The sequence below is a fragment of the Nocardia nova genome (assembly GCF_002933465.1).
In the GTDB taxonomy this organism is placed as follows: Bacteria; Actinomycetota; Actinomycetes; order Mycobacteriales; family Mycobacteriaceae; genus Nocardia; species Nocardia nova_B.
The window spans coordinates 222,888-248,850 of the sequence record NZ_PSZE01000004.1 but is presented as its reverse complement, the minus strand read 5'-3'; the positions used below and the strand labels follow the sequence as shown (position 1 = coordinate 248,850).

Below are 25,963 nucleotides of genomic sequence, written 5' to 3'. Positions count from 1 at the left end.
GCATCACCCTCTTCACGTCCCGGAGGTCTGCCATGACGACGTTGTCCTCGCCGCGTTCGGATGGTCCCGCAGCATCGCCGAACCGCTACGAACGCTTCGTCGCGATGGGCGACAGTCAGACCGAGGGGCTGTGGGACGGTGACGACGGCAACGGCCTGCGCGGGTGGGCCGATCGTCTGGCCGAGCGGCTGGTTCAGGACAATCCGGAGATCCGGTACGCCAATCTGGCGGTGCGTGGACGTCGCCTCGCGGAGGTCCGCGATGAACAACTCGACGCCGCTCTGGCGATGGACCCGGATCTGGTCGGCATCTGCGCGGGCATGAACGACGTCACGGCCCCCGGCACCGATTTCGTGGCGGCACTGGACCTGATGGAGGAGCTGTACGCGAAGCTGACCGCCTGCGGCGCAACGGTTGTGACAACGACCTTCCCGGACGTACGCCGCATCGTGCCCCTGGCCGCCCGCTACATCGGCCCCCGCGTCGACCTGATCAACGATCGAATTCGCCTGTGCGCCAACCGGTACGGACTGCGCCTGGTGGATCTGTTCGGGGCCCCGTCGATGGTCGATCTGCGCATGTGGAGCGCGGACCGGCTGCACGGCTCCGAACTGGGCCACGAACGATTCGCACTGGCCGCCGCGGAGGCACTCGGCCTCGACGGCGCCGACCACAGCTGGGCCCACCCGCCGGACGGCTCCGAGCGGTTCCGCGCGGCCGGTGCGGCCGGCGAACTCGCCTGGGCCGCAGCGACCTTGCGCCCGTGGGTCTGGCGGCGGCTGCGCGGCGTGTCGACCGGTGACGGCCGGCTGGCGAAACGCCCGGAACTGCTGCCGGTCACGCCCGGCGGAATACCCTGAGAAGCCGGAGAATTCGCCGCGGCCGAGTTTGTCCGCTTCGCCGGAAACCAAATTTTTCCTCGGGTCGGATCCCCCGCGGCGCTCGTCGATGCGGTAAACAATTCGGGTGGACAGTGACGGTCGGCAGGACCGACGCGGGCTGAAACTCCTCACCGACCGCAGCGACGAGCCGGGCGGATTCGTCGCGTCGGCATTCGAGCCGATCCGGCTGACACAGGCGCGCCGCTGGGCCGAACTGTCCGTCGCCGAACTCGCGGACGCGGCAGGTCTATCTCCCGCGGTCGTCGCACAGTACGAGATCGGCGCCGTGCAGCCCGATCCGGACGTTCCGGCCGACCTGGCGCGGGTGTTGAAAGTCCCCGTCGACTATTTCGCCACCGGGCGCCCGATGTGCCGGATCGACGCCGCGGACGTGCATTTCGACGATCCGGGTTCGGCGTCGGCATCGGATCGGGCGAAGGCGGTGGCGTTCGCGGAATACATCTGGGAGTTGGCGTACACGCTGGCCAGCCGGATGCGGTTCCCGGCGCTCGACCTGCCCGCACTCGAGGAGGGACTGTCACCCGCCGACGCCGCGCGCCTGCTTCGCGAGCACTGGGGAATCGCACCGGGTCCGCTGGCGCATCTGGGCGCGACCCTCGAGTCACGCGGCATCGTGGTGGCTCTGGCGCCGGCGACGAGCGCGGCCATGGCGCGGGTCGGCACCTACGCCACGCACACCTGGGGCCGCTCGCTGATCGTCGTGGCGGCACGTCATGCGCAATGTGTCTACGGCTACCGGTTCGCCTGTGCGCGCGCACTCGGTCATCTGCTGCTGCACCCCTGCCCACTGCCGGGAGACCGAACTCAGGCACAGCAGGCAGACCGGTTCGCCGCCGAACTGCTCGTGCCCGGCGAGGAGATGGACCGGCTGGGTCCGTCGGCGATTCACTTCCCCAGCCCGGCGGCGCTCGCGCGCCGGTGGGGTGTGCCGACCGAGGTGATCAGGCGGATCGTGCGAGACCGAGCGCCTCGGATGCGCAGCATCGAAGCGACCCGAACCCTGCACCACGACCGCGAGCCGGTCGCCGAATATCCCGGCGAGGGCCCCGGCTTGCTCGCGGAGGCCGTGGTGCGAGCGCACAACGCAGGGTTCGGGCGCACCGAGCTCACCGACGAATTGCGGTGGACCGCATCACTTCTCGCGGAAGTCCTCGGCGAGGCGCAGATCGGCCCGCACCTGTCGGTCGTGCACTAGCGGCTCAGCCCCGCACTTCCCGCATCACCTTCGCGAACCCCTCCATCGCGGGCTCCAACACGGTGACATAGGAAAACCCGTACCGTTCCCGGCGTTCGCGAATCTGATCGGCCATCTCCGCGGGCGTGCCGATCAGCAGGGTCGGCGCGTCCAGCACCTCATCGACGCTCAAATGATCCATCTGCGCGGCGATCTCGGTGGCCGCGGCCGTGCGGTCGGTCGTTTCGACGACCTGCTGGACGAGGATGTTGAATTCCGGATCGCGGTCGTACTCGGTGACGAAACGTCGTGCCGCGGCGACGCGTTCGTCGACCGTCTCGGCACTGGACAGGCGCATCGAGCCGTCGGTGGCCCCGGGGACGGGTTCGCCACCGGTGAAGGCGATGATGTCGGCGTGGCGGGCGGCCAGCCGCAGCATGCGGTTACCGCTGCCGCCCAGCAGGATGGTGGGCCGCGGTTCGGGCAGCAGTCGCCGGAGTTCGGTCAGGGTCTTCTCGAGGTGGTCGACCCGGGTTCGAGGGGTGCCGAATTCGATTCCGGCTTCCTCGAATTCGTCTCGCACGTAACCGGTTCCGAGACCGAGTTCGAGCCTGCCGCCGGTGAGCTGGGCGGTGCTCACCACATCGCGGGCCAGCAGGACCGGGTTCCAGAACGCGGCGTTCAGGACGAAGGTGCCCACCCGCGGGCGTTCGGCGGCCTGCGCGGCGGCGAGCACCGACGGGAAGGGCGCCGGAAGTTCCAGGTGGTCGGGGACCAGCAGCACGTCGTAGCCGAGGGATTCGGCCCGCCGGCATTTCGCGGCCCACTCGTCGGCGGACCCGGGGCTCAGGAAGTTGACTCCGAAGCGGAATTCACGCACCCCACGACTCTATAGGCGGCTACTCGGCCATCGCATGTTCGCGTTCGACCACGCTGGTCGGCACCTTCGGCAGCGCGTTCGGATGCTCGGTGCGCAGCCAGGCCAGCAGTTCCTCGCGCACCGCGCAGCGCAGCGTCCACACGTCGTCGGCATTGCGGGCCGACATGGAGGCGCGGACCTGGATGCCGAAGGGGGTGCTGTCGGTGACCAGCAGGTTCCAGCTGCGGCCGTCCCAATCGTCACGGGTGCGCAGGTAGTCACGCAGATGTTCGCGTAGTTCGACGACCGGCGTGCTGGTGTCCAGATAGAGGAAAACCGTGCCCGTGATCTGCGGGCCGCCCTTGGACCAGTTCTCGTACGGTTTGGAATTGAAATAGGAGACCGGCATGGTGAGGCGGCGGTCGTCCCAGATGCGGACCGTGAGGAACGACAGCGTGATCTCCTCGACCGTGCCCCACTCCCCCTCGACCACGACGGTGTCGCCGATCTTCACCGAATCACCGAACGCGATCTGCAGGCCCGCCACGAGATTGCCCAGCGTCGACTGCGCGGCGACACCGGCGATCACGCCGATGATGCCTGCCGAGGCCAGCAGTGAGGTCCCGAGAGTACGCAGGTTCGGGAACAGCAGCAGGATCGCGACCGCCGCGGTCGTGATCGCCAGCACCGTGGTGATGATGCGCCGGACCAAGGTCAGCTGCGTGTGCAGCCGCCGCACCCTGGCGATGTCGTGGGTGCGGTGCGCGTATTTGTCCAGCGTGTTCTCGGCGACCGCGTCGACGGCGCGCACCACCACCCAGGCGGCGGACAGGATCGCCACCGCGGCCAGGATGTTCAGCACGACCGCGTCGTGGCGCAGGTGGATCTCTGCCAGCGGATAGGTGAAATGCAGGGCGATCGTCGCCAGGAACACCTGCAACGGCAGGTGGACCCGACGCAGTAGACCGGGCAGTCGGTTAGCGGGATGCTTCTGCGCGGCGTGATTCAACAGGCGGTCGACCACCGCGCCGAGCGCGATGGTGACCGCGAGCGTCGCGGCGAAGACCACCAGCGGTCGAAGTACCTCCTCCAAGGCTTCCAACTCCTTGCGATGGCTGTATCTCGGGCTTGCTGTCTCTCGGGTTTCCAGCCACGCTACCGAGCGAAACCGAAGGTCGCCGCCGCTCGCAGCTGTGCGAAATCCGACACTTTCGCGACCTGCGCCGACGCGGTGAATAGTGTTTCACCGCAAGGCTTCCGGGTATTTTCCTCGCGCATCCGGGGCTCATCCGGGACTGAGCCACACCGTACGCGCCAGGGGGTACACGCCGGGTCCGTCGAGGGGCGTAGCCGTGGATACGCCCACGGGCACGGGCACGATTCGCCGAAGCGTCCTACGCTGGGTGCATCGTGATTTCGTTTTCCCGGTAAGGCGGTTGCCATGACCGATTTCGACCCCGCGGTGTTCGGGTCGCCGAGCGTCCGCGTCGGCACAGCCGAACGTGAACAGGCCGCGGCCGCGCTCGGCGACCATTTCGCGGCCGGGCGCCTCGAGCTCGACGAATACGACGAGCGCGTGAGCCGCGCCTATGCCGCGAAGACGGCCGCCGACCTGACCGTCCTGTTCGCCGACCTGCCGCGTCCGCAACCCGCCCCGCCGGCCCGCCCACAGCGGGAGCAGCGGCGGCCACGACCGATGTTCCCGGCCCTGCTGCTGGCCGCCGTGGTGGTCGCGGTGGTGATCGTCGCCACGACACATATGATTCCGTTCTTCGTCTTCCCGGCGCTGTTCTTCCTGTTCATCCACCACCGCCGCGGATACGGCCCGCCCGGGTACGGGCCCCGGCGGCACTACCGGGTGTGAGCGCACGGCACGGAGCCGGTTCGCGCGGACATGCGCAAGATCGGTCAAGCGCGAGATAACCCGCGCCGACCACACTGAACGGTGTGACGACCGGACGTGACCGATTACGGGAACTGCTCGATTCCGTTCTCGACGAGAACAACACCACGCTGAGCGCGATGGCGCAGGGGGCCTTCGTCTCGCCCTATCACTTCTCCCGGCAATTCTCGCGCGGCACCGGCGAGTCGCCCGTGGCGATGCGGCGGCGAGTGCTGCTGGAACGCGCCGCCTGGCAGTTGAGTGGTGGGGCGGCGGTGACGGACGTGGCCTTCGCGGCCGGATACGACACGGTCGAGGGGTTCAGCCGGGCCTACAGCCGCGCCTACGGACATCCGCCCAGCGCGACCCCGGCCGCATCCCGCACCCGTTGGCTTCCCGCGGTGAACGGGATCCATTTTCACCCGCCGATGTCGCTGTGGGTGGAGGGCGAACCGAAAGGCAGACACGATATGGATCCGACGTCGCTGCTGCTGCACCACGACGTGGAGGACACGCGCGAACTCCTCGATAGGGCGAAAAGCCTCGACGACGATCGGTACCGGCGGCAGCGTTCGACGGCGGCGGTGCTGGCGTGGGACGGACCGGACGCGTCGATCGCGACCGTCCTCGCGACCCTGGTGTGGACCAAACAGGTGTGGCTGGCCTCGATCGAAGGCACCGATCAACCCGACCGTGGATCCGACGATCTCCCCGAGCTGAGACGGCGATTCGAGCAGGTGGTGCCGCGATGGCTGGATACCGTCCGCGACATCGACCGCCGCGGCGGCTGGGACGACACCCTGATCGACGCCCTGTGCGAACCGCCGGAGAGTTTCGTCCTCGGCTCCGTGATCGCCCACGTTCTGACCTATTCGGCCTACCGGCGACTGCTGGTACGCCAATGGCTCGACCGCGAATTTCCCGACCAGACAACCGAACACGACAACGGCGACCCGATCATGTGGTTGCGCAGGAGAGGATGACCATGCCCCGCACCGTGTACTACACCGCCACCACCCTGGACGGATTCATCGCCACACCGGACCATCAACTGGACTGGCTGCTGACCCGGCAGGTCGACAACGACGGACCGATGGGTTACGACGCGTTCATCGCCGATATCGGTGCCATCGCCATGGGCGCCAACACCTACCGGTGGATCCTCGACAACCATCCCGATATGGAATGGCCGTACGCGATGCCCGCGTGGGTCCTCACCCACCGCGACTTCGCCCCGCGCACCGACGGGGCCGACGTGCGGTACACCCAGCAGCCGGTCACCGTCGTGCACAAGGAGATGGCCGAGGCCGCGGCGGGCAAGAGCATCTGGATCGTCGGCGGCGGCGAGCTGGCGGGGCAGTTCGCCGACCACGGTTTGCTGGACGAGGTGTGTGTATCGATCGCGCCGATCACCCTCGGGGCGGGACAGCCGCTGCTGCCCCGCCGGATCGAGATGAAGCTGACCGAACTAGCGCGCAACGGTGAATTCGCCTGCGCCCGTTACGACATCGTCCGTTAGCGCAAGCGCTTGTGTGACCGTGAACCCGCCGTCCGCCGGCAACACCGTGCCGCTGACGTAGTCCGCGCCGATGACGTAGCGGATGGCATCAGCGACATCGGCCTGGGTGCCCACCCGGCACCGCCGGCAGTGATTGGTCGTGCGCGCGAGGCAGATACCGCGTCAGGCGCCGGGCGGCGGGGGCAAGGGACGGCCGTCGGGGCCGATCGGCGGCGGGCACGGCTTCCCATCCGCGCCGGTGGGCGGGGGCAGCGGCTTGCCGTCCACACCCCGCGGCGGCGGCAGCGGGCGACCGTCCGGGCCGATCGGCGGGGGCGGGCAGCCGTTCTGCGCGGCCGACGGTTCCACGGCCTGATGCTGTGCCGGTGCGAGCGGAGCCGCCGCCTGCGCGGCCGTCAGGCCGAAGCCCACGATCGCGGCGGAGGCGAGAAGTGCGGCAGTAGTGCGTATCATGCCGATTCCTTGTCTCGAAAGGTGTTGTCCGTCATGGGTTTGGACGCTCCCGAGGCGTGGCGGTTCCATCGGACCGGAGGTGTGAGTCACCTCACAGCCGGGCGGCGGTGAGGACCACGGTGGCGTACGGCATCGTGAAGCCGCCGCCCATCGCGTCGATGGCCGCGCCGGCGCCCGCGAGCACCTGATCCACCACCTCTGCCGGAGCTCGCGTCAGCGGGTGTCGGGTTCGACACCCAGCACGCCCGGAACTGCCGCGCTTCGATGCCGGTTCCACAGCCGGTGTTCAGGTAGCTCGGGCCCGGGCTCGCCGCGACGATGCGGTCGATCATGGCTTGCGGGTAGGGCGGGCCGCCATATGCGTCAACCAACAGTTGACATATAAGGAAAATGTCAATGCGTGATTGACGAACTGGCGGGTCGTTGCTTGTGGCCTGCGGTCCTCACCGCCCCCACGCGAGGGTTATCCGCGTCGTCGCGAGGAAATCCGCGGTCAGTTCGCGCAGGGCCAGAAACTGCCCGCCCGTCCCGTATTTCCTTCGCAAACTTCCGAAGTCGGTGAACGCGGCCGCGGCGGCGATCTGATTGGAGTCGGGGATGCGGGTCGGGAACAGTCGCGGCAGGGTGCGATTGGCCTGCAGGATCTCCAGGGTGGTGCGGTGGACCGCGGAGGACCGCCGGTACTTGGTGACCACGACGCCGACCTCCTCCAGCGGGTCGCCCCACCGCGCGGCGAGGTGGCGCAGATGCGCCTGCACCGGCGGAATTCCGTAGGTGGACATGATGTCCGGGATGGTGGGGATCACGTACCCGTCGGACAACCGCAAGCCGTTCTGGGTGATCGGGCCGAGGTTCGGCGGGCAGTCGACGAGGACGTAGTCGTAGTCCTCGAGCACCCCCGACAGCGCGCGAGCCAGCACCGTGGTGGGCTCGCCGTGGCGCAGTGCGGGCATCTCGTCCTGCAGCGCAATCAATTTCGGCGAGGCGGGCAGCAGATCAACGGTGGTGACGGCGTGCATGGGCGACACCTCGTGCTGGATCAGCGCGCGCACATCGGGCGCGGGGCGCCCGGCCAGAGCGGCGGCGAAGATCGCGGCCAGCGTGCGGTCGGCGGAATCCAGTTCCACCGAGCGGTTTTCGCCGACCATCATCGCGGTGAGATTGGCCTGCGGATCCAGATCGATCAGCAGGACCCGCTTGTCGAATTCGGCGGACAGGATTTCGGCCAGCGCGGCCGTGGTGGTGGTCTTGCCCACCCCGCCCTTCAAGTTGAAGGTCGCCACCACATACGGGCGCGAGCGGCCTGGAGTGTGCTCGGCCTCCCAGATCCGTTGCGGCCGTTCCAGCCGCAGCACCCGGCCCGCCCGGGTACGGCCCAGCCAATCGAAACCGTCCTCGTCGCCCGCCGCCGCATTCGCCGGCTGCGCCGCGTCGAGCGGACCCACGACCTCGACCGATTCCCTGCGCTGTCCGGATAATGTCTCGCTTTGTAACTCCACCAGCCCGAGACCCTCCATTCGCACAACCGTCGGCACGGTGCGCTACACCTTAATGATCGACACCCGCTGCGGCACTGCGCGACACCGGCCCGCGAGGCGGATATTCGACGACTTTTCGTGCGATATCGCACGTTCGGCGCGGCGGGCGGCGAAGATACCAGAGTGCGAACGAAATTCTCCTCCGAACTCGCGGCGCTCACCGAAGAGCTCGCTCATATGGCTCGGTTGGCACACGAGGCGGCCGAACGCGCCGCGGTGGCGATCGAGAACGCCGATCTGACCGCTGCCTACGAGGTGTTCGCGCTGGAGGAGAGAATCCAGGCCGAGCACGCCAAATGCGAGGACCGGTCGGTGATTCTGCTCGCCCTGGAGGCGCCGGTCGCGCGGGATCTGCGCAATGTGGTGACCGCGATCCAGATTGCGGAGGATCTGTCCGGCATCGCGGGCGGGCTCAGCCGGGTGGCCGACGGCGTGGTGCGGAACTTCCCGGAACCCGTGGCGCCCGAGGACATCACGCATCAACTCTCGGCGATGGCCGCGGCGCTGGTCGACCTCACCGCCGCGGCCATCGCGGTGATCTCGGCCCAGCAGGTCGAGCCGGACACCACCTTGATTCCGCCGGATCCGGCGATCGAACAGCTCCAGCAGCAACTGCTGCGGGCGGTCGCCGGCGACAGCTGGCGGCACGGCAACGTGATGGCGGTCGAAACGGCCCTGTTGGCACACCATTTCGAGCGCTGCGCCGCACACTGCGTGCGGATCGGCCGGCTCATTCGGTTCTTCCACACCGGCGTGCCGCTGTCGGCGCAGACCGACGAGGAGTGAGCCGCAATGGCATGCTCTCACCGGCCGGCACCGGAGAATTCCGTGCGCGGTGGTGGCCGCAGTGGCCTGCGTGGTTCGCGCGCTGCCGCCTTCGACCGCATCGCTCGCCGTGGTGCTCAGACCCCCACCCAGTAACCTGGGCGCATGACAGCTGTTGCAGATCGTTCACTCGGCCCGGAATTGGCACGTACCGAGAGCATCGGCCCCGACACCGATGTCCTCGTGGTCGGACTTCTGTCCACCGACGACGGGCCCGTGATCGCCGCGGCCGACGTTTTCGACGCGGTCCTCGATGCCGGCACCCGGGAGCAGTTGCTGGCCTCGCTGCTGGCCGTCGGCGCGAAGGGTAAGGCCGAGGAGCTGACCCGGATCCCGGCACCGGATGGGCTCGGCGCGACCAGCGTGCTCGCGGTCGGACTCGGCGGACAGGACGCGCTGGACGCCGAGCAGATCCGCAAATCCGCCGGTGTGGCCGCCCGCTCGCTCGCCGGCACCGCCACGGCCGTCACCACGCTGTCCGGACTGGATCTGGGCGCCGCCGCCGAGGGCTTCTACCTCGGCGCCTACACCTTCACCACGTTCAAGTCCGACAAGTCCGCGCCCAAACCGGCCGAGCGGCCACTACAGCGCGTCGAATTCCTGGTTCCCACAGCCGATTCCGGCGAGGAGGAACTGTTCCGCGCCCAGACCGTCGCCGAGGCGGTCGCGACGGCGCGCGATTTCGTCAACACTCCCCCGAACGCCCTCTTCCCGGCCGAATTCGCCGAGCGCGCAGCCGAATTGGCGCGTGCGGCGGGACTCGAGGTGGAGATCCTCGACGAGAAGCAGTTGGAGGCGGCCGGTTACGGCGGCATCGTCGGCGTCGGCAAGGGCTCCGCACGTCCGCCGCGGCTGATCCGCATCACCTACTCCGGCGGGGACACGAAGGTCGCCCTGATCGGTAAGGGCATCACCTTCGACACCGGCGGCATCTCCATCAAACCGGCGGCCAATATGGAAAACATGACCTCCGATATGGGTGGCGCCGCGGCGGTCATCGCGACCACACTGGTGGCGGCGCGGCTCGGGCTCCCGATCACGGTCACGGCGACGGTCCCGATGGCCGAGAACATGCCCTCGGCAACCGCGCAGCGTCCCGGTGATGTGCTCACCCAGTACGGCGGCACCACGATCGAGGTCATCAACACCGACGCCGAGGGCCGGCTGATCCTGGCCGACGCGATCGTGCGCGCGGGCGAGGACAATCCGGACTACCTGATCGACGTCGCGACGCTGACCGGCGCGCAGATGGTCGCACTCGGCACCCGCACTCCCGGCGTGATGGGCACCGAGGAGTTCCGCGATCGGGTCGCGCGGCTGTCGCAGGAGGTCGGCGAGAACGGCTGGCCGATGCCACTGCCCAGCGAATTGCGCGCCGACCTGAATTCGAAGGTCGCCGATTTGGCCAACGTGTCCCCGCACCGCTGGGGCGGCATGCTGGTCGCCGGAACCTATCTCAAGGAATTCGTGCCCGAGGGTGTGCAGTGGGCGCATCTGGATGTGGCGGGTCCGGCCTACAACACCGGCGGGCCGTTCGGCTACATCGGCAAGGGCGGCACCGGTGTTCCCGTGCGCACGCTGGTCGCCGTGTTGACCGATATCGCGGGCGAATAAGCGACGCAACAGCATGCGAGAACCCCGGGCGGCACGCTCGGACGTGGCCGTCCGGGGTCTCGGTCGACGGGTAACCATCGCCCCGTGTCACCGTCACCCGGAGTGATTCGGCATCGACGTCGGCGCCCTGCCCGGCCACGGTTGCGGGGCGCCTATCCTGCTGGATCGGCTGACGGGTATCGAACCGCGGACGCCTACTCCGCGGACAGATCTCGCAGATCGACCTCCAGCGCGCGCTTGCGCTCGATGCGTTTGCGGGCGTCGTAGTCGCGCATGCGCTGCGGGTAACCGGTGCGGCCGACGTCGTAGACGGGAATCCCCAGGCGGCTCGACAAGTGGCGTGCGCCGCGCTCGCCCACGACCCGGCGCGTCCATTCCCCATCCGCGGCGATAAGAATCGCTGTGACATCGGTCACTGTCGTCTTGGGTTCGATATACGCCTCGACACCGACGTGGGTGCGCACCCAGTCGGCCAGATACCGGATATCGGAGGCGTCGGCGCCTCTGCCTACGCGGCCGCCGCGGAAACGATCGAGCAACCCCACGGCCGCCTACCTCCTGTTCGAATGTCGGGCGCGTGCACCCCCGATCCATCGATAGTGCCAGCTGTCGGGCATTTCGGGCGGAGGCCCAGGTACGCCGCGGACACCGTGTCCGAACCCGGCGGTTTCGCGCGGGGTGTCGAACCAGACACGCCGCGCCGGACGATCGACATCGGAGCAGCTCTCCGCAGCGGCACGGAGGCTGTGATGTCGCCATGGGCCCGCCGACCGCCTGCCCTGTGGTACGTATCGCAACGGCGAGTGCAAGGATGGAGAACCGGAACAAGAACCGCACGGATCTCCGGTGCCACAGGAATGTTCGGTGGCAGTCGGGTGCTCGCCGCGACCGCGGCGCGCCCCCGCCGAGAGACGAACTGTTGTGAACCCGTCGAGCAGTTAGAGGAGTCAACGGACATGGCCTTCTCCGTCCAGATGCCAGCTCTTGGTGAGAGCGTCACCGAGGGCACTGTGACCAGGTGGCTGAAGCAGGAAGGAGACACGGTCGAGGTCGACGAGCCCCTGCTCGAAGTGTCCACCGACAAGGTCGACACCGAAATCCCGTCCCCCGCAGCGGGTGTGCTCACCAAGATCGTGGCCCAGGAAGACGACGTCGTCGAGGTCGGCGGCGAATTGGGCGTGATCGGCGATGCCGGTGAGGAATCCCCGTCGGCGCCCGCCCCGGCCCAGGAAGCACCTGCGCAGCAGGCACCGGCCGAATCCGCGCCCGCGCAGGAAGCGCCCGCGCAGCAGGCCCCCGCGCAGCAGCCCGCCCCCGCCGCACAGTCCGGCGGCGCCGCCGACGGCACCCCGGTGAAGATGCCGGAACTCGGCGAATCCGTCACCGAGGGCACCGTCACCCGCTGGCTCAAGCAGGTCGGCGACCAGGTCGAGGTCGACGAGCCGCTGCTCGAGGTCTCCACCGACAAGGTCGACACCGAAATCCCGTCGCCGGTGGCCGGCACGCTGCTCGAGATCAGCGCGAACGAGGACGACGTGGTGTCGGTCGGCGGTCAGCTCGGCGTGATCGGCAGCGGTTCGCCCGCCGCCGCGCAGTCCGCGCCTGCCCCGGCTCCGGCGCCCGCGCAGCAGCAGGCCCCCGCCCAACAGGCCCTCGCCCAGCAAGCACCGCAGCAGGCGCCGGCCCAGCAGCAGGCACCCCAGCAAGCTCCGGCCAAGCAGGAAGCGCCCGCCCAGCAGGCTCCCGCCCAGCAAGCTCCGGCCCAGCAGGCACCGGCCCAGCAGGCACCGGCCCAGCAAGCTCCGGCCAAAGCCGCGCCGTCGACCGCGTCCGGCAACGGCGAATCCCCCTACGTCACCCCGCTGGTCCGCAAGCTGGCCCAGGAGAACAACGTCGATCTGTCGACACTGAAGGGTTCCGGCGTCGGTGGCCGCATCCGCAAGCAGGACGTGCTCGCGGCGGCGGAGGCCAAGAAGGCCCCGGCCGCTCCGCAGCCCGCCGCCGCTCCGGCCGCTGCTGCCGCCCCGGCCGCGCCCAAGGCTCCGGCCGGCGCCCGTCCACAGCTACAGGCACTGCGCGGCACGGTCCAGAAGGCCAACCGCATCCGGCAGATCACCGCCACCAAGACCCGCGAATCGCTGCAGACCACCGCGCAGCTGACCCAGACCCACGAGGTCGACGTCACCAAGATCGCGGCGCTGCGGGCCAAGGCCAAGAGCGCCTTCGCCGACCGCGAAGGCGTCAACCTGACGTTCCTGCCGTTCTTCGCGAAGGCCGCCGTGGAGGCGCTGGGCGTGCACCCCAACGTCAACGCCTCCTACAACGAGGGCACCAAGGAGATCACCTACCACTCCTCGGTACACCTGGGCATCGCGGTCGACACCGAGCAGGGTCTGCTCTCGCCGGTGATCCACAACGCCAGTGACCTGTCGCTGGCGGGACTGGCCCGCGCCATCGCCGATCTCGCCAACCGGGCCCGCACCGGCGGCTTGAAGCCCGACGAGCTGGCCGGCGGCACATTCACCATCACCAACATCGGCAGCCAGGGCGCCCTGTTCGACACCCCGATCCTGCTTCCGCCGCAGGCGGCGATGCTGGGCACGGGTGCGATCGTCAAGCGCCCGATGGTGATCTCCGACAACGGCAGCGAGTTCATCGGCATCCGCTCGATGTGCTACCTGCCGCTGACCTACGATCATCGCCTCATCGACGGCGCCGACGCCGGCCGCTTCCTGACCACCATCAGGCACCGACTGGAGGAGGCTGCGTTCGAGGCCGATCTCGGCCTGTAAATCGCTGCGCGACACGACGATTCGGTGACGACATGAAGGTTGTGATCGCCGGTTCGTCCGGACTCGTCGGGACGGCGCTGGTCGCCGCGCTGCGTCGAGACGGGCACGAGGTGGCTCGCCTGGTGCGCCGTCCCGCCGCGGCCGAGGACGAGTTCAGCTGGGATCCGGTGCGGGCACAGGTGCCCGCACCGGCCCTGCGAGCGGCGGATGCCGTGGTCAACCTCTGCGGCGCCGGACTCGGCGCGCGACGCTGGAACGGCAGTTACAAGCAGCAGTTGCGCGACAGCCGCATCGGCCCGACCGATGTGCTGGCCACCGCGGTCGCCGCCGCCGGAGTGCCGACGCTGGTGAGCGCCAGCGGCGTGCATTTCTACGGCGGCGACACCGGCGACCGGGTGATCACCGAATCCGATTCCGCCGGAACGGGTTTCCTGGCGAGGCTGTGCCGGGACTGGGAAGCCGCCACCCAGCCCGCCGTCGACGCCGGGGTGCGGGTGGTGCAGGTGCGCAGTGCGGTGGTGCTGTCGCGTAACGGCGGCATGCTCGCCCTGCTGCGACCGCTGTATTCGATCGGACTGGGCGGGCGCCTCGGCAGCGGGCGCCAGTATCAGCCGTGGATCTCACTCGACGACGAGGTCGCCGGCATCTCGTTCGTGCTGACGAATCCGTCGGTGCGCGGACCGGTCAACATGGTCGGCCCCGCACCGGTGACCAACGCCGAATTCACCCGCGCACTGGCGCGGGCGCTGCGCCGGCCGGCGCCGTTCATCGTGCCCGCCGTGGCCTTGCAGGCCGCGATCGGCGAACTGGCCCAGGAGGCGATCCTGCGCGGCCCCCGCGCGATTCCCACCGTGCTCGAGGAGGCGGGCTACACCTTCCGCCACGAAACCATCGGGCAGGCGCTGGCCTCGGTGATCGGCGACAACCGCTGATCGACCGCCGCCCGCGGTGGCGTTCCCCGGCCACGCCGCCGTACGCTCGAATGGCGTAATCGGCTCGGTCGCTGTCCGGCATCTCGCGCGAAGTCGCACAACGCAAGCCGGCGGACAGCGGGTCATCGCGCAGAGAAGGTGACCGGTGTGGCACAGACGGCTTCTCAGACTTCCCCCGGGCCGCAGACGCGCTCGCCTGTCGTCCCGGCGGCGGCCCGGCAGGCGCTGCTGCACGATGGTGTTCACCTCGTGCCCGCCGCCGTCACCACGTCGTGTCTCGGCGTGGACGAACGCGACGGTGTCACGCTGGTCGCGTCGCTGCTGGTCGGTCGGCAGAACGGCCGCCGCACTTTGCACAGCATGTCGTCCGTGTCTCCGTTGGATCCGAGCCGGCCGGCCTACCGCGCTGTTCTGGTCGTGACATTCGCCCTCGTACCGCATAGGAGGTGAGGCGATGCCACCGCCACGGTCAGCGACGGATACGAAGATCCTGCCGATCGTCGTCGGACTGGCTGTCGCCTTCACCATCACGGTGGTGGACCCGCTGGTGCTCAGCCTGAACCTGCCGCAGGTGAGCCGCGCTCTCCACGTTCCGCCGCATCTCATCGGGCTCTTGGGTGGGACCGCGACGCTGGTGATGGCCGCCGCGGTCCTCGCCGCGGGCAACCTCGGCGACGCATTCGGACTCGAGCGGCTGCTCACGCTGGGGCTGATCGTCGTCACGGTCGCCGACCTGTTGTCCTTCTTCTCGCCCAGTTTCGGCTTCCTGCTGGCGATGCGGGCTCTGGCCGGACTCGGCATGTCCGCGCTGCTGGGCGGGCCCCTGGCCCTGCTGAAAACGTCGGTGTCGGAGAGCAAGCGGGCGGCGGCCATCGGCGTGCTCATGGCCGTCGAAATGGTCCTGTGTGGCGTCACCCCCGCGCTCACGGGCTGGGTGATCACCACCGCCGGCTGGCGGTTCCTGTTCCTGCTCACTCCGTTGCTGGCCGCGGTCTCGCTCGGGCTGACCGCGCGCTATGTGCCGGAGGCTTCTCGCACCCAGCGCCGACGGCTCGACGTCGCCGGAATCAGCCTGTTCGGGATGACGCTGACGACCCTCGTCATCGGCCTGGCGGCAGCGCAGAACGGGATCACCCGCCCGCAGACCTGGCTGACTCTGGCGATCAGCGCGACCGCCGCCCTGCTCTTCGTCCGCCACGAACGCCGTGCCCGCGAGCCCGCGCTGGACCTGGCCTTGTTCCGCAGCTCCGGATTCTGTGTGGCGTTGACGGCGGCCCTCACACTGAATCTGCTCGCCGCCGGGCTGGGTTTCGTCCTCGGGCAATTCGGCAGTGTGGTGCTGGCGCTGTCCCCCGAAGCCATCGGCCTGCTGTATCTACCCGGCACCCTGCTGATCGCCGGCGCCGTCGTCTTCGCGGGCCGCGTGGTCGGAAAGACCACTCCGTGGCCGGTGATGATCACCGGCCTGCTGCTGCTGGCGGCGAGCGGATTCGTGCTGGCAGCCACCGCGAGCCCCACGATGGCGCTGTGGCTGCTCGTGGCGGTCGTCTGGCTGGGCAACCTGGGATCTCTGGTCACGTCGGTTTCGGTGTCGGAGGCGGTCCTCGCCGAAGCGCCGCCCGGGCACTCCGGCACCGTCGCCTCCACACAGCTGGCGTTCGGCATGATCGGCTGCGCGTTCGGGCCCACCGTCTATCTGCTGCTGTTCCAGTTCTTCTTCCGGCAGGCATGGTCGGCCGACGCCGAGGCACGCGGCATGGCGGTGACGCGGGCCGAACAGGCCGTCGACGCGGTGCGCAGCGGCATGGCGCTCAGTCCGGGCAGTACCTACGACCCGAATCTGCTGCGGCAGACCAGCGGACTGGAGTTGGGACTCGACGTCGCCGGCGGATTGCGGCTGACCATGTTGACCATCAGCGTCCTACCGCTCGTGGTCGCGGGGCTGACCTGTCTGCTGCCCCTGCGCCGGAAGTCGCGGAGATAGACGCCCGTCGCCCCCACGCCTGTGACCGAGTCGGCTCGCCGCCACCGCTGGTTGCCGATAGTTTGAGGCGGTGACCGATATCCAGTCGGGTGGACCGCGCATTCGCGATGCCGAGGAACGCGACATCCCCACGATCCTCGCCATCCACAACGGCGCCGTGGCCGAGACGACCGCCATCTGGGACACCCAGCCGGTCGACCTCGACGATCGCCTGCGGTGGTGGCGCGACCGGGTGGCCGCCGGATACCCGGTGCTCGTCGCCATCATCGACGGTCAGGTGGCCGGCTATGCCAGCTACGCGCAGTGGCGGCCCAAGTCCGGTTATCGGTACTGCGTGGAGAATTCGGTGTACGTCTCGGAGCGGTTCCAGCGCCGAGGCGCGGCGACCGCACTGCTGACGGCCTTGCTGGGACGGGCCGAGGAGTCCGGGCGAGTGCATACCGTGATCGCGGCGATCGAAACCTCCAACAAGACCTCGATTCTGCTGCACGAGAAGTTCGGCTTCCGAATCGTCGGCCAGCTGCCCGAGGTCGGGCACAAGTTCGGCGGCTGGATGGATCTGACCTTGATGCAGCGCACGCTGGCGCGCCCGATTTCGGCGGGCGTAGAGTCGTTCGAGTGACCTCCGTCGACACCCCGGCATCGAACAGCGGCGCGGCACACGGGGCCGCGCCGGCCACTTCGTCCCCCGATTCCCTGGTACGGGAATCAGGCGGTCGCAAATTGCTCCGCATCGAGGCCCGCAACGCGCAGACCCCGATCGAACGCAAGCCGAAGTGGATCCGCACCCGCGCCACCATGGGCCCCGAGTACTCCGAACTCAAGGGCCTGGTCAAACGAGAAGGGCTGCACACGGTCTGCGAGGAAGCGGGCTGTCCCAACATCTTCGAATGCTGGGAGGATCGCGAGGCCACGTTCCTCATCGGCGGCGAGCAGTGCACCCGGCGCTGCGATTTCTGCCAGATCGATACCGGTAAGCCCGCCGCGCTCGACCGCGACGAACCGCGCCGGGTGGCCGAGAGCGTGCAGGCCATGGGCCTGCGGTATTCGACGATCACCGGCGTCGCGCGCGACGACCTCGAAGACGGTGGCGCCTGGCTGTACGCCGAAACCGTGCGCGCCATCAAGCGACTCAACCCGCACACCGGCGTGGAGTTGCTGATCCCCGATTTCAACGCCGATCCCGATCAGCTGGCCGAGGTGTTCTCCTCGCGGCCGGAGGTGCTGGCGCACAACGTCGAGACCGTGCCACGCATCTTCAAGCGGATCCGCCCGGCGTTCCGCTACGAACGGTCGCTGGCGGTGCTGACCGCGGCCCGCGAGGCCGGTCTGGTCACCAAGTCGAATCTGATCCTCGGTATGGGCGAGACGCCCGAAGAGGTCACCCAGGCGATGCGTGATCTGCACGAGGCCGGCTGCGACATCCTCACCATCACCCAGTACCTGCGGCCCTCGCCGCGCCACCATCCGGTGGACCGCTGGGTGAAGCCGGAGGAATTCGTCGAACATTCCCGCGTCGCAACCGAACTCGGCTTCGCCGGCGTGATGGCCGGGCCGCTGGTGCGCTCCTCCTACCGCGCCGGCCGGTTGTACGCGCAGGCCATGGCGCATCACGGGCGGGAGATCGCACCGGAGATGGCGCATCTGGGCGAGGAGGGCTCGGCGAGCCAGGAGGCGAGTTCGGTGCTCGCCCGATTCGGCGGCTGATCCGCCCCAGCCACCCCGCAGCGACCGGCCGAATTCCCGTTCGGCCGGTCGTTCGTTGCATACAGGGTGCGGATTCACCACGGATGGGGTGCGGATCCCCGGAACGGGTGACACAGCCGCGTGCCGGTGGGAAGCTCGAAGCAACCGCACGTGTCGACTCCGGGAAGTGAAGAGACATGGCCGAGAAAGCGAGCACCGCCGCCCGTAACAGTTCCGCCGGCAGAGTGATCGAGGCGTCGCAGCCCGACGGTATCCGCAATGTAGTCCTGGTCGGGCATACCGGCTCCGGCAAGACCACCGTGGTGGAGGCACTGGCCATGGAGGCCGGGGCGCTCACCCGAGCCGGTCGCGTGGAGGACGGCACCTGTGTGTCGGACTATGACGATATCGAGCAGCGCCAACACCGCTCGGTGCAGTTGTCGGTGGTGCCGGTCGCCTGGAACGGCCTCAAGGTCAATCTGATCGATACGCCAGGATATGCCGATTTCGTCGGCGAACTACGGGCCGGTCTGCGAGCTGCGGATGCGGCCCTTTTCGTGGTCTCGGCCGCCGCGGGCGCCGACGGTGTCGACGGGCAGACGCTGGCGCTGTGGGCGGAATGCGCGCGGGTCGGAATGCCGCGGGCTCTGGTGATCACCCATTTGGACGCGGCCCGCGCCGATTTCGAGCTGATGGCTCAGACCTGCGCGGATCTGCTCGGCGACGGCGATTCCGACGCGATCCTGCCGCTGCAGCTGCCGGTGTACGGCCCGAAGGGCGCCGACGGGCACCGCCCGGTCACCGGTGTCGTCGACCTGCTGGCCGAGCAGGTCTTCGACTGTTCCGGCGGCGCGCACACCCGCACCGATGCCACCGCCGAACAGACCGCGCAGATCGAGACCGCGCGCAACCGGCTCATCGAGGGCATCATCGCCGAGAGCGAAGACGAAACCCTGATGGACCGCTACCTCGAGGGCGAACGGATCGACCTCACCACCTTGATCGCGGATCTGGAACGCGCGGTGGCGCACGACCGTTTCCATCCCATCCTGATCGCGGCACCCCCGCCCGAGGGCACCCGCGAGGGCCTGGGCATGGTCGAGATTCTCGAGCTGATCACCCGCGGCTTCCCCACTCCCGCCGAACATGCGGTCGCGGCGCGCTGCCCGAGCAACGGTGCGGCGCCGCAGCCATTGTCCTGTGATCCGGGCGCGCCGCTGGCCGCCGAGGTGATTCGCACCGCCTCCGACCCGTATGTGGGCCGGGTGTCGCTGGTGCGGGTGTTCTCGGGCACCCTGCACGCCGACGACACCGTCCACATCTGCGGGCACAACAACGGCAACGGGCACGATGTCGACGAACGGGTCGGCGCGGTGACGGCGCCGTTCGGTAAACAACAGTTCCCGATCGGCCAGGCCATCGCCGGCGATATCGCCTACGTCACCAAACTGGGGCACGCCGAGACCGGAGATACCGTGTCGGCCAAGGATTCTCCGCTGCTGATCGAGCCCTGGCCGCTGCCCGAACCGCTGCTGCCGGTGGCGGTGCGCGCCCACGGCAAGGCCGACGAGGACAAGCTGTCGCAGGGCCTGGCCCGCCTGGTCGCCGAGGATCCGACCGTGCGCCTGGAGCAGAATCCGCGTACCCATCAGCTGGTGCTGTGGTGCCTGGGCGAGGCGCATCGCGATGTCGCGCTGGAGCGGCTGCGGTCCCGGTTCGGCGTGCAGGTCGATGTCGACGAGTATCGGGTGGCATTACGAGAAACGTTCGCGGGCAAGGCCGCCGGGCACGGGCGGCATGTGAAGCAGTCCGGCGGCCACGGCCAGTACGCGATCTGCGATATCGAGGTGGAACCGCTGCCGGAGGGTTCCGGGATCGAATTCGTCGACAAGGTGGTCGGCGGTGCGGTGCCACGCCAGTTCATCGGCTCGGTAGAGAAGGGCGTGCGCGCGCAGGCCGAGCGCGGCGTCGCCGCCGGATATCCGCTCGTCGATGTGCGGGTGACCCTGCTCGACGGTAAGGCGCATTCGGTCGACTCCTCCGACGCCGCCTTCCAGACCGCGGGAGCGCTGGCCCTGCGGGAGGCGGCCGCTGCCGCCCGGATCGACCTGCTCGAACCGATCGCCGAGGTGCGGGTGACCGTCGCCGACGATTTCGTCGGCACCATCCTCGGCGATCTGTCCGGCCGCCGCGGCCGCGTGCTGGGCACCGAACCGGCCACCGCCGGGCGCACCGTCATCCGCGCCGAGGTCCCCGAACTGGAATTGAGCCGCTACGCCATCGACCTGCGCTCACTCTCGCGCGGCGCGGCCCAGTTCGACCGTAGCTATGTGCGGCACGAACCGATGCCGAGCCAGATCGCCGCAGACCTGCGCAGTCGCAGCGAAGCCACCGCCTGAGCGAGCGTCGCACCTGCGCCCGGCCCGTGCGGGGTATGTCCCGCTCGACCACTATCCTGAGAGATATGGCAGCAGGTAAGGGCGGCACACCGTCGAAGGAAGCGAAGGCCGCGGCGAAGGCGGCGCGCAGGCAGGCGTCGAAGGAGCGGCGTCAGCAGCTCTGGCAGACGTTCCAGATGGTGCGCAAAGAGGACAAACTGCTGCTGCCGCTGATGATCGGCGCGTTGGTCGGCATCACCGTGGTGTTGTTCCTCATCGGCTTCCTGTTCGACATCCAGTGGTTCCTGCTGCCGGTCGGCATTCTGCTGGGCGCGCTGGTCGCATTCATCATCTTCGGTCGCCGCGTACAGAAGAACGTCTACGCCAAGGCCGAGGGGCAAGCTGGCGCGGCCTGGTGGGTGCTGGACAACCTGCAGGGTAAGTGGCGCGCCACCCAGGCCGTCGCCGCCACCACTCAACTCGACGCCGTCCATCGCGTGATCGGCCTGCCCGGTGTGATCCTGGTGGCCGAGGGATCGCCGCAGCGGGTGAAATCGCTGCTGGCGCAGGAGAAGAAGAAGACCGCCCGCCTGGTCGGTGACACCCCGATCTACGACATCGTGATCGGCAACGAGGAGGGCCAGGTTCCGCTGAAGAACCTGCAGCGCCACCTCACCAAACTTCCCCGCAATATCGACGCCAAGCGGATGGATCTCATCGAGGGCCGCCTCACCGCACTGGCTACCCGCGGCGGACCGGCCCTGCCGAAGGGCCCGCTGCCGGCCGGCGCGAAGATGCGCGGAGTGCAGCGCACCATCCGCCGCCGCTGAATCGCGCACGCTGGGTTCTGTCGCACAGCTGAAGCCCCTGATCGCCACCACCCTGGATGTTCGGGATGGCGTCGCTGCGCGGTGAGAGCGGCATCTTCGCGAGCGAGGGCAAGCTGGTGCTCGGCACGCACGGCGTCGTCGCCTCGCTGCCCGGCCCCCCGGCCCCCGGCCGCAGTCGGCGTGGTCAGCCTGGTCGGGCAGGAAACTCCGGCGATGGCCGATGCGGTGCGCCGAGCCGCCCAGCGATTGCATTCGGCCGCGAACTCGGCCCGGCCGGCATCGAGGCCTACACCGAGGAGAAGACGGTGCGGATGATGTTCTGCGCCGCCTGCCCTCAGGCCCGTTGTCCGAGCGCGGCGAGCATCCCGGCATCCAGCTCGACCTCCCGCGCCGCGACATTCTGCTCGAGATGGTCGATGCTGCGAGTCCCCGGAATCAGCAGGATGTGCGGATCGCGGGCCAGCAACCACGCCAGACCCACCTGACTCGGCGTCACCTCGAGGCGGCTGGCGATATCACGCACCACGTCGTCGCCGGCCACCTTGGGCCGACCCGGAAATCCCGAGCCGAGCGGAAAGTACGGCACGAAAGCGATTCCCCGCGAACAACATTCGGCCAGCAGCGGCTCCTCGCCGCGTTCCAGCAGGTTGTACAGATTCTGCACGCACGCGATGCCCGCGGGGGCGGCGCGACGGAGCTGTTCGACGGTGACATTGCTCAATCCGATCGCCCCGATCTTGCCCTCGTCCCGCAACGAGATCAGCTCGGCCAGCTGGTCGTCGATATCCACGATCTGATCACCGGTCGCCACGATTCCGGGCGGACCGTCGACCCGGCGCAGGTTCACCACCGCCAGCTGCTCGGCGCCCAGCGCCCGCAGATCGGCTTCCACCGCGGCCCGTAGTTGCTCGGGCTTCTGCGCCGGCACGAGACCATCACCCGTATGCCCGGCGCCGACCTTGTCGACCAGCAGCAGATCGTCCGGGAACGGATGCAGCGCCTCCCTGAGCAGGGCGTTCACCGAGCCGTTGCCGTAGAAACCGGCCGTGTCGATGTGGCTCACGCCGAGTTCCACCGCTCGCCGCACAACCGCTACCCCGTCCGCGCCGGACTCCAGCTGCATCGCGCCGTAGCCGATCCGGCCGACCGCACGTCCCGCCAGCTCGCCGTCACGCGGTTGCCTCATGACCGTCATTCGGGTCTCCCTTGTTACCCTGACATCAAACGGAGGATCCTCCGCTCAAGACCAGAGTAGGACAGAAACGGAGGACCCTCCACTTTGTCCAGACAGCCGGGTGGACGCCGCGATGCCCAGCGCAACCGCCAACTACTCCTCGATGCCGCCCTCACCGCGTTCACCGGCGAAGAAGGCACGGTCAGCCTGGAAGCGATCGCCAAATCCGCCGGGGTGGGCATCGGCACGCTGTATCGGCACTTCCCGTCGCGGGAAGCGCTCATCGAGGCCGTGTACCGCAGCGAACTGGAACAACTGTGCGATCAGGCGACGCACCTGCTCGCCGACAACACCCCGGAGGACGCACTGCGCATCTGGCTCGGCCGCTACGCCGACTTCGTGGCCACCAAACGCGGGATGGCAGAGGCGCTACGCGAGGTCATCGTCTCCGGGGCGGTGACCTCGGCGCAGACACGCGAAAGACTCAGCGCGGCAATACGTTCCGTCCTCGATGCGGGAAACTCGGCCGGCACTCTGCGAGACGACGTCCGCCCCGAGGACATCACGGCGGCGATGGCGGGCGCGACGCTGGCCGGTATCGACCGCGAGCAGATCGACCGCCTCCTCGATCTCCTGCTCGACGGCCTGCGCTCGGGCGGGGGCCGGCCGTAGACCCTCGTTACCGAGCGCGGATCAGTGCCGTCCCGGTCGCCCGGTCGTGCATACCGCGCCGATCCCCGTCGGTGAACAACGCGGGCACCACGAAGGTCAGCAGTACCTGCCGCGCCACCGACCGCACGAATCCGACCGGCGCCGACGCATCGATCCGGACCGTGCGCATCCCCAGGAAGTACTGGCCGGGCGTGAACCCGAACAGCATGACCGTCACCACGCCGATCACGAACCAGATCAGGTAGGTGACGGTGTTGAGCGAGCCGGCGCCGCGCACGATCAGCGCGGCGATACCCATGGCGATGAAGTAGTCGACGAACAGCGCGACGATGCGCCGCGACATGGGCGCCAGCGATCCCACACCCTCCTGCGGCAAGCCGAGCAGCTTGCCGGGATAGTCGTCGGGCTGCGGCTCGCCGGGGTGGGCCGCATTCGGGCCGGACAGCCAGGAACCGGTAATTCGCGCCATGCTCCCAGCTTAGGCGTGGTCACGGTGAGGATTACGTCACACCCGGGCCGGCACCCGGCAGCCACGGAACACCGGCCGCCTGCCGCCGGTTGCCCGCCGGCGGGTCCGCGTCACCACGTCCGGCCGCCCGCGGCGACGGCAGCACGATACCCCGCCGGGGCGATTCCCCAAAGCGGTTGCGGCCCGGAAACTCTCGGAGTCGCGCGCACCGATCGGCGACGATGCGCGGTCCTCGAATCGAGCGCCGGATGCCGTGGTGGCAGGATAACGGTGCTGGTCCGGCACCGCATCGTGAACGACCCACCGCGCGGTGTTGCCCGGGGAGGCCGCCGACCCGTCCAGCAGCACGTGTAACACTGGCGAAACACAGCCTTGATTGCGGGGAAACACCGCATCCATACCGTTCAGCGCTGAAACCCAGCAATCGGCACAGGCTGGGAACCGATCCGTAAGGAGTACTAAGTGGCGTTCAGCACGGCCGACGAGGTCATCAAGTACATCAAGGAGGAGGACGTCGAATACGTCGACGTACGCTTCTCGGACCTTCCTGGCGTTCAGCAGCACTTCTCCATCCCGGCGAAGTCGTTCACCGCCGACCTGGCCGAAGAGGGCCTGGCGTTCGACGGCTCCTCGGTGCGCGGTTTCCAGTCGATCGACGAGTCGGACATGCTGCTGCTGCCCGATTACTCCACCGCCAGGATCGACCCGTTCCGTGCCGCGAAGACGCTGAACCTGAACTTCTTCGTGCACGACCCGTTCACCCGCGAGGCCTACTCCCGTGACCCGCGCAACATCGCGCGCAAGGCGGAGGAGTACCTGCGTTCGACCGGTATCGCCGACACCGCGTTCTTCGGTCCTGAGGCCGAGTTCTACATCTTCGACGGCGTCCGCTACGACTCCGGCATGAACGGCGCGTTCTACGAGATCGAGTCCGTCTCCGGCTCGTGGAACACCGGCGAGGAGTTCAACCCGGACGGCACTCGCAACCTGGGCTACAAGGTCCGCAACAAGGGTGGCTACTTCCCCGTGGCCCCCTACGACCACTACGTCGACCTGCGCGACAAGATCTCGACCAACCTGCAGAACGCGGGCTTCGAGCTCGAGCGCGGCCACCACGAGGTCGGCACCGCCGGTCAGGCCGAGATCAACTACCGCTTCGACACCCTACTGTCGGCCGCCGACGACCTGCAGCTGTTCAAGTACATCGTGAAGAACACCGCGTGGCAGGAAGGCAAGTCGGTCACCTTCATGCCGAAGCCGCTGTTCGGTGACAACGGCTCGGGCATGCACGTGCACCAGTCGCTGTGGAAGGACGGCAAGCCGCTGTTCCACGACGAGGCCGGCTACGGTGGCCTGTCCGACCTGGCCCGCCACTACATCGGCGGCATCCTGCACCACGCGCCGTCGCTGCTGGCGTTCACCAACCCGACCGTGAACTCCTACCACCGTCTGGTGCCGGGCTACGAGGCCCCGATCAACCTGGTGTACTCGCAGCGCAACCGCTCCGCCGCGGTCCGCATCCCGGTTACCGGCAACAACCCGAAGGCCAAGCGCATCGAGTTCCGCGCGCCCGACTCCTCGGGTAACCCGTACCTGGCCTTCGCCGCCATGCTGATGGCCGGCCTGGACGGCATCAAGAAGAAGATCGAGCCGCAGGCCCCGGTCGACAAGGACCTCTACGAGCTCCCGCCGGAGGAGGCCAAGAACATCCCGCAGGCCCCCACCTCGCTGGCCTCGGTGATCGACCGCCTCGAGCAGGACCACGAATACCTCACCGAGGGCAACGTCTTCACCGACGACCTCATCGAGACCTGGATCCAGCTCAAGCGTGACAACGAGATCGCGCCGGTGAACCTGCGTCCGCACCCCTACGAGTTCGAGCTGTACTACGACGTGTAAGTCGTTACGGCACAGTCATTCTCACGAAGCCCCAGCCGAATCCGGCTGGGGCTTCGTTGTGTTTCGAGACCCGTTATAGATGCGGGTGGCTGCCCAGGGATGCGCTGTAGACGGCCGGATGAGCTTGGGCGGCAGCGAGATTGCGGCGCTCCTCGGCGGTCAGGGTATGGCGGGCCAGCGCGCGGCGGGCGTAGGTGCGCAAGGTCCCCAGTAACGAGGGGGCGGCGTGAGTATGGATCATGGCTGGATCCCTCCTCCCTGAACTTTCGATGTGGCGAGGATTCCATTCTTCCATCAGTTCACTGAGATTTCAGGTTGTGTTCACTTCTGGGGCGAGCGGCGAGCCGCCTGTCGAGAGCGCGGTTGCCACGATCGAAAGGG

Annotated in this window: 25 protein-coding genes; 17 read left to right on the top strand and 8 right to left on the bottom strand. The window is 68.5% G+C overall.

The features are described 5' to 3' along the window. Positions 1–32 precede the first annotated feature (32 nt). A complete protein-coding gene (locus C5E41_RS07275; protein WP_258080808.1) occupies positions 33–860 on the top strand; it encodes an SGNH/GDSL hydrolase family protein in 828 nt (275 codons plus the stop codon). A 106-nt stretch (positions 861–966) separates the two neighbouring features. Further along, positions 967–2,097, top strand: a complete 1,131-nt coding sequence (locus C5E41_RS07270) for a helix-turn-helix domain-containing protein (RefSeq protein WP_104375046.1) — start codon at positions 967–969, stop codon at positions 2,095–2,097. A gap of 4 nt (positions 2,098–2,101) precedes the next feature. On the opposite strand, the gene C5E41_RS07265 is transcribed toward C5E41_RS07270, so the two are convergent. Next, a complete protein-coding gene (locus C5E41_RS07265; protein WP_104375045.1) occupies positions 2,102–2,956 on the bottom strand; it encodes a TIGR03621 family F420-dependent LLM class oxidoreductase in 855 nt (284 codons plus the stop codon). Positions 2,957–2,975: 19 nt separating this feature from the next. Further along, complete coding sequence (locus C5E41_RS07260; RefSeq protein ID WP_104375044.1) at positions 2,976–4,028, bottom strand: mechanosensitive ion channel family protein; 1,053 nt, start codon at positions 4,026–4,028, stop codon at positions 2,976–2,978. A gap of 348 nt (positions 4,029–4,376) precedes the next feature. On the opposite strand from C5E41_RS07260, the gene C5E41_RS07255 reads away from it, so the two are divergent. The 3 genes from C5E41_RS07255 to C5E41_RS07245 all read left to right on the top strand — a co-directional run bounded on the left by C5E41_RS07255 (position 4,377) and on the right by C5E41_RS07245 (position 6,336). After that, positions 4,377–4,799, top strand: coding sequence for a DUF1707 SHOCT-like domain-containing protein (locus C5E41_RS07255; protein WP_104375043.1), 423 nt, complete (start codon positions 4,377–4,379; stop codon positions 4,797–4,799). Positions 4,800–4,882: 83 nt separating this feature from the next. Beyond that, positions 4,883–5,800, top strand: a complete 918-nt coding sequence (locus C5E41_RS07250; protein ID WP_219823105.1) for a helix-turn-helix domain-containing protein — start codon at positions 4,883–4,885, stop codon at positions 5,798–5,800. Further along, positions 5,797–6,336 carry a dihydrofolate reductase family protein gene (locus C5E41_RS07245; RefSeq protein WP_308706120.1) on the top strand — a complete coding sequence of 180 codons (540 nt, stop codon included), beginning with the start codon at positions 5,797–5,799 and terminating at the stop codon, positions 6,334–6,336. Before C5E41_RS07250 ends, C5E41_RS07245 begins: the two co-directional genes overlap by 4 nt. A 162-nt stretch (positions 6,337–6,498) precedes the next feature. Here C5E41_RS07245 and C5E41_RS07240 read toward each other — a convergent pair whose 3' ends face one another. Both C5E41_RS07240 and C5E41_RS07225 read right to left on the bottom strand, forming a co-directional pair. Next, positions 6,499–6,789, bottom strand: coding sequence for a hypothetical protein (locus C5E41_RS07240; RefSeq protein WP_104375041.1), 291 nt, complete (start codon positions 6,787–6,789; stop codon positions 6,499–6,501). A gap of 443 nt (positions 6,790–7,232) precedes the next feature. Next, on the bottom strand, positions 7,233–8,306 hold the full coding sequence (locus C5E41_RS07225) for a ParA family protein (RefSeq protein ID WP_104375162.1): 1,074 nt from the start codon (positions 8,304–8,306) through the stop codon (positions 7,233–7,235). Between the two features lie 144 nt (positions 8,307–8,450). On the opposite strand from C5E41_RS07225, the gene C5E41_RS07220 reads away from it, so the two are divergent. Together C5E41_RS07220 and C5E41_RS07215 are read left to right on the top strand one after the other, a co-directional pair. Next, positions 8,451–9,113: a phosphate signaling complex PhoU family protein gene (locus C5E41_RS07220; protein ID WP_104375161.1), complete on the top strand. Its 663-nt coding sequence runs from the start codon at positions 8,451–8,453 to the stop codon at positions 9,111–9,113. 144 nt (positions 9,114–9,257) lie between these two features. Beyond that, positions 9,258–10,766, top strand: a complete 1,509-nt coding sequence (locus C5E41_RS07215) for a leucyl aminopeptidase (RefSeq protein ID WP_104375040.1) — start codon at positions 9,258–9,260, stop codon at positions 10,764–10,766. A 194-nt stretch (positions 10,767–10,960) separates the two neighbouring features. Here the strand turns inward: C5E41_RS07215 and C5E41_RS07210 are convergent, their stop codons facing one another. Further along, on the bottom strand, positions 10,961–11,311 hold the full coding sequence (locus tag C5E41_RS07210; RefSeq protein WP_104375039.1) for an oxidoreductase: 351 nt from the start codon (positions 11,309–11,311) through the stop codon (positions 10,961–10,963). 411 nt (positions 11,312–11,722) lie between these two features. On the opposite strand from C5E41_RS07210, the gene sucB reads away from it, so the two are divergent. The 8 genes from sucB to C5E41_RS07170 all read left to right on the top strand — a co-directional run bounded on the left by sucB (position 11,723) and on the right by C5E41_RS07170 (position 21,368). Continuing rightward, complete coding sequence (sucB, locus tag C5E41_RS07205) at positions 11,723–13,558, top strand: 2-oxoglutarate dehydrogenase, E2 component, dihydrolipoamide succinyltransferase (RefSeq protein ID WP_104375038.1); 1,836 nt, start codon at positions 11,723–11,725, stop codon at positions 13,556–13,558. A 32-nt stretch (positions 13,559–13,590) separates the two neighbouring features. Continuing rightward, positions 13,591–14,490 (top strand): TIGR01777 family oxidoreductase, encoded by a 900-nt coding sequence (locus C5E41_RS07200; RefSeq protein ID WP_104375037.1) that lies wholly within the window; start codon positions 13,591–13,593, stop codon positions 14,488–14,490. Between the two features lie 147 nt (positions 14,491–14,637). Continuing rightward, entirely contained in the window at positions 14,638–14,940 is a 303-nt protein-coding gene (locus C5E41_RS34845; RefSeq protein WP_146097483.1) for a hypothetical protein, read from the top strand. Between the two features lie 4 nt (positions 14,941–14,944). Beyond that, entirely contained in the window at positions 14,945–16,474 is a 1,530-nt protein-coding gene (locus C5E41_RS07190) for an MFS transporter (RefSeq protein ID WP_104375035.1), read from the top strand. A gap of 70 nt (positions 16,475–16,544) precedes the next feature. Further along, the gene (locus C5E41_RS07185) at positions 16,545–17,096 is read left to right on the top strand and encodes a GNAT family N-acetyltransferase (protein WP_308706073.1); all 552 of its coding nucleotides are present in this window, start codon (positions 16,545–16,547) and stop codon (positions 17,094–17,096) included. Between the two features lie 74 nt (positions 17,097–17,170). Beyond that, complete coding sequence (gene lipA / locus C5E41_RS07180) at positions 17,171–18,181, top strand: lipoyl synthase (RefSeq protein WP_104375159.1); 1,011 nt, start codon at positions 17,171–17,173, stop codon at positions 18,179–18,181. Between the two features lie 176 nt (positions 18,182–18,357). Further along, positions 18,358–20,559, top strand: coding sequence for an elongation factor G-like protein EF-G2 (locus C5E41_RS07175; protein ID WP_104375034.1), 2,202 nt, complete (start codon positions 18,358–18,360; stop codon positions 20,557–20,559). Between the two features lie 65 nt (positions 20,560–20,624). Next, entirely contained in the window at positions 20,625–21,368 is a 744-nt protein-coding gene (locus tag C5E41_RS07170) for a DUF4191 domain-containing protein (RefSeq protein ID WP_104375033.1), read from the top strand. Between the two features lie 334 nt (positions 21,369–21,702). Here C5E41_RS07170 and C5E41_RS07165 read toward each other — a convergent pair whose 3' ends face one another. Further along, positions 21,703–22,563 (bottom strand): aldo/keto reductase, encoded by an 861-nt coding sequence (locus C5E41_RS07165; protein ID WP_104375032.1) that lies wholly within the window; start codon positions 22,561–22,563, stop codon positions 21,703–21,705. A gap of 84 nt (positions 22,564–22,647) precedes the next feature. Here C5E41_RS07165 and C5E41_RS07160 point away from each other — a divergent pair, with 84 nt between their 5' ends. Then, positions 22,648–23,214, top strand: a complete 567-nt coding sequence (locus tag C5E41_RS07160) for a TetR/AcrR family transcriptional regulator (RefSeq protein ID WP_104375031.1) — start codon at positions 22,648–22,650, stop codon at positions 23,212–23,214. 7 nt (positions 23,215–23,221) lie between these two features. Here the strand turns inward: C5E41_RS07160 and C5E41_RS07155 are convergent, their stop codons facing one another. Further along, positions 23,222–23,683, bottom strand: a complete 462-nt coding sequence (locus C5E41_RS07155; RefSeq protein WP_036500011.1) for an RDD family protein — start codon at positions 23,681–23,683, stop codon at positions 23,222–23,224. 462 nt (positions 23,684–24,145) lie between these two features. On the opposite strand from C5E41_RS07155, the gene glnA reads away from it, so the two are divergent. Then, the gene (glnA, locus tag C5E41_RS07150; RefSeq protein WP_104375030.1) at positions 24,146–25,582 is read left to right on the top strand and encodes a type I glutamate--ammonia ligase; all 1,437 of its coding nucleotides are present in this window, start codon (positions 24,146–24,148) and stop codon (positions 25,580–25,582) included. 73 nt (positions 25,583–25,655) lie between these two features. On the opposite strand, the gene C5E41_RS33695 is transcribed toward glnA, so the two are convergent. After that, positions 25,656–25,823 (bottom strand): hypothetical protein, encoded by a 168-nt coding sequence (locus C5E41_RS33695; RefSeq protein ID WP_181063148.1) that lies wholly within the window; start codon positions 25,821–25,823, stop codon positions 25,656–25,658. Positions 25,824–25,963: the final 140 nt, after the last annotated feature.

Bases quoted from the DNA above. Each gene is read 5' to 3' on its own strand.
- C5E41_RS07225 (WP_104375162.1), bottom strand. From the start codon at position 8,306: ATGGAGGGTCTCGGGCTGGTGGAGTTACAAAGCGAGACATTATCCGGA.
- C5E41_RS07275 (WP_258080808.1), top strand. From the start codon at position 33: ATGACGACGTTGTCCTCGCCGCGTTCGGATGGTCCCGCAGCATCGCCG.
- C5E41_RS07240 (WP_104375041.1), bottom strand. From the start codon at position 6,789: ATGATACGCACTACTGCCGCACTTCTCGCCTCCGCCGCGATCGTGGGC.
- C5E41_RS33695 (WP_181063148.1), bottom strand. From the start codon at position 25,823: ATGATCCATACTCACGCCGCCCCCTCGTTACTGGGGACCTTGCGCACC.
- C5E41_RS07155 (WP_036500011.1), bottom strand. From the start codon at position 23,683: ATGGCGCGAATTACCGGTTCCTGGCTGTCCGGCCCGAATGCGGCCCAC.
- sucB (WP_104375038.1), top strand. From the start codon at position 11,723: ATGGCCTTCTCCGTCCAGATGCCAGCTCTTGGTGAGAGCGTCACCGAG.
- C5E41_RS07255 (WP_104375043.1), top strand. From the start codon at position 4,377: ATGACCGATTTCGACCCCGCGGTGTTCGGGTCGCCGAGCGTCCGCGTC.
- C5E41_RS07175 (WP_104375034.1), top strand. From the start codon at position 18,358: ATGGCCGAGAAAGCGAGCACCGCCGCCCGTAACAGTTCCGCCGGCAGA.
- C5E41_RS07165 (WP_104375032.1), bottom strand. From the start codon at position 22,563: ATGACGGTCATGAGGCAACCGCGTGACGGCGAGCTGGCGGGACGTGCG.
- C5E41_RS07170 (WP_104375033.1), top strand. From the start codon at position 20,625: ATGGCAGCAGGTAAGGGCGGCACACCGTCGAAGGAAGCGAAGGCCGCG.
- C5E41_RS07190 (WP_104375035.1), top strand. From the start codon at position 14,945: ATGCCACCGCCACGGTCAGCGACGGATACGAAGATCCTGCCGATCGTC.
- C5E41_RS07215 (WP_104375040.1), top strand. From the start codon at position 9,258: ATGACAGCTGTTGCAGATCGTTCACTCGGCCCGGAATTGGCACGTACC.
- C5E41_RS07200 (WP_104375037.1), top strand. From the start codon at position 13,591: ATGAAGGTTGTGATCGCCGGTTCGTCCGGACTCGTCGGGACGGCGCTG.
- C5E41_RS07245 (WP_308706120.1), top strand. From the start codon at position 5,797: ATGACCATGCCCCGCACCGTGTACTACACCGCCACCACCCTGGACGGA.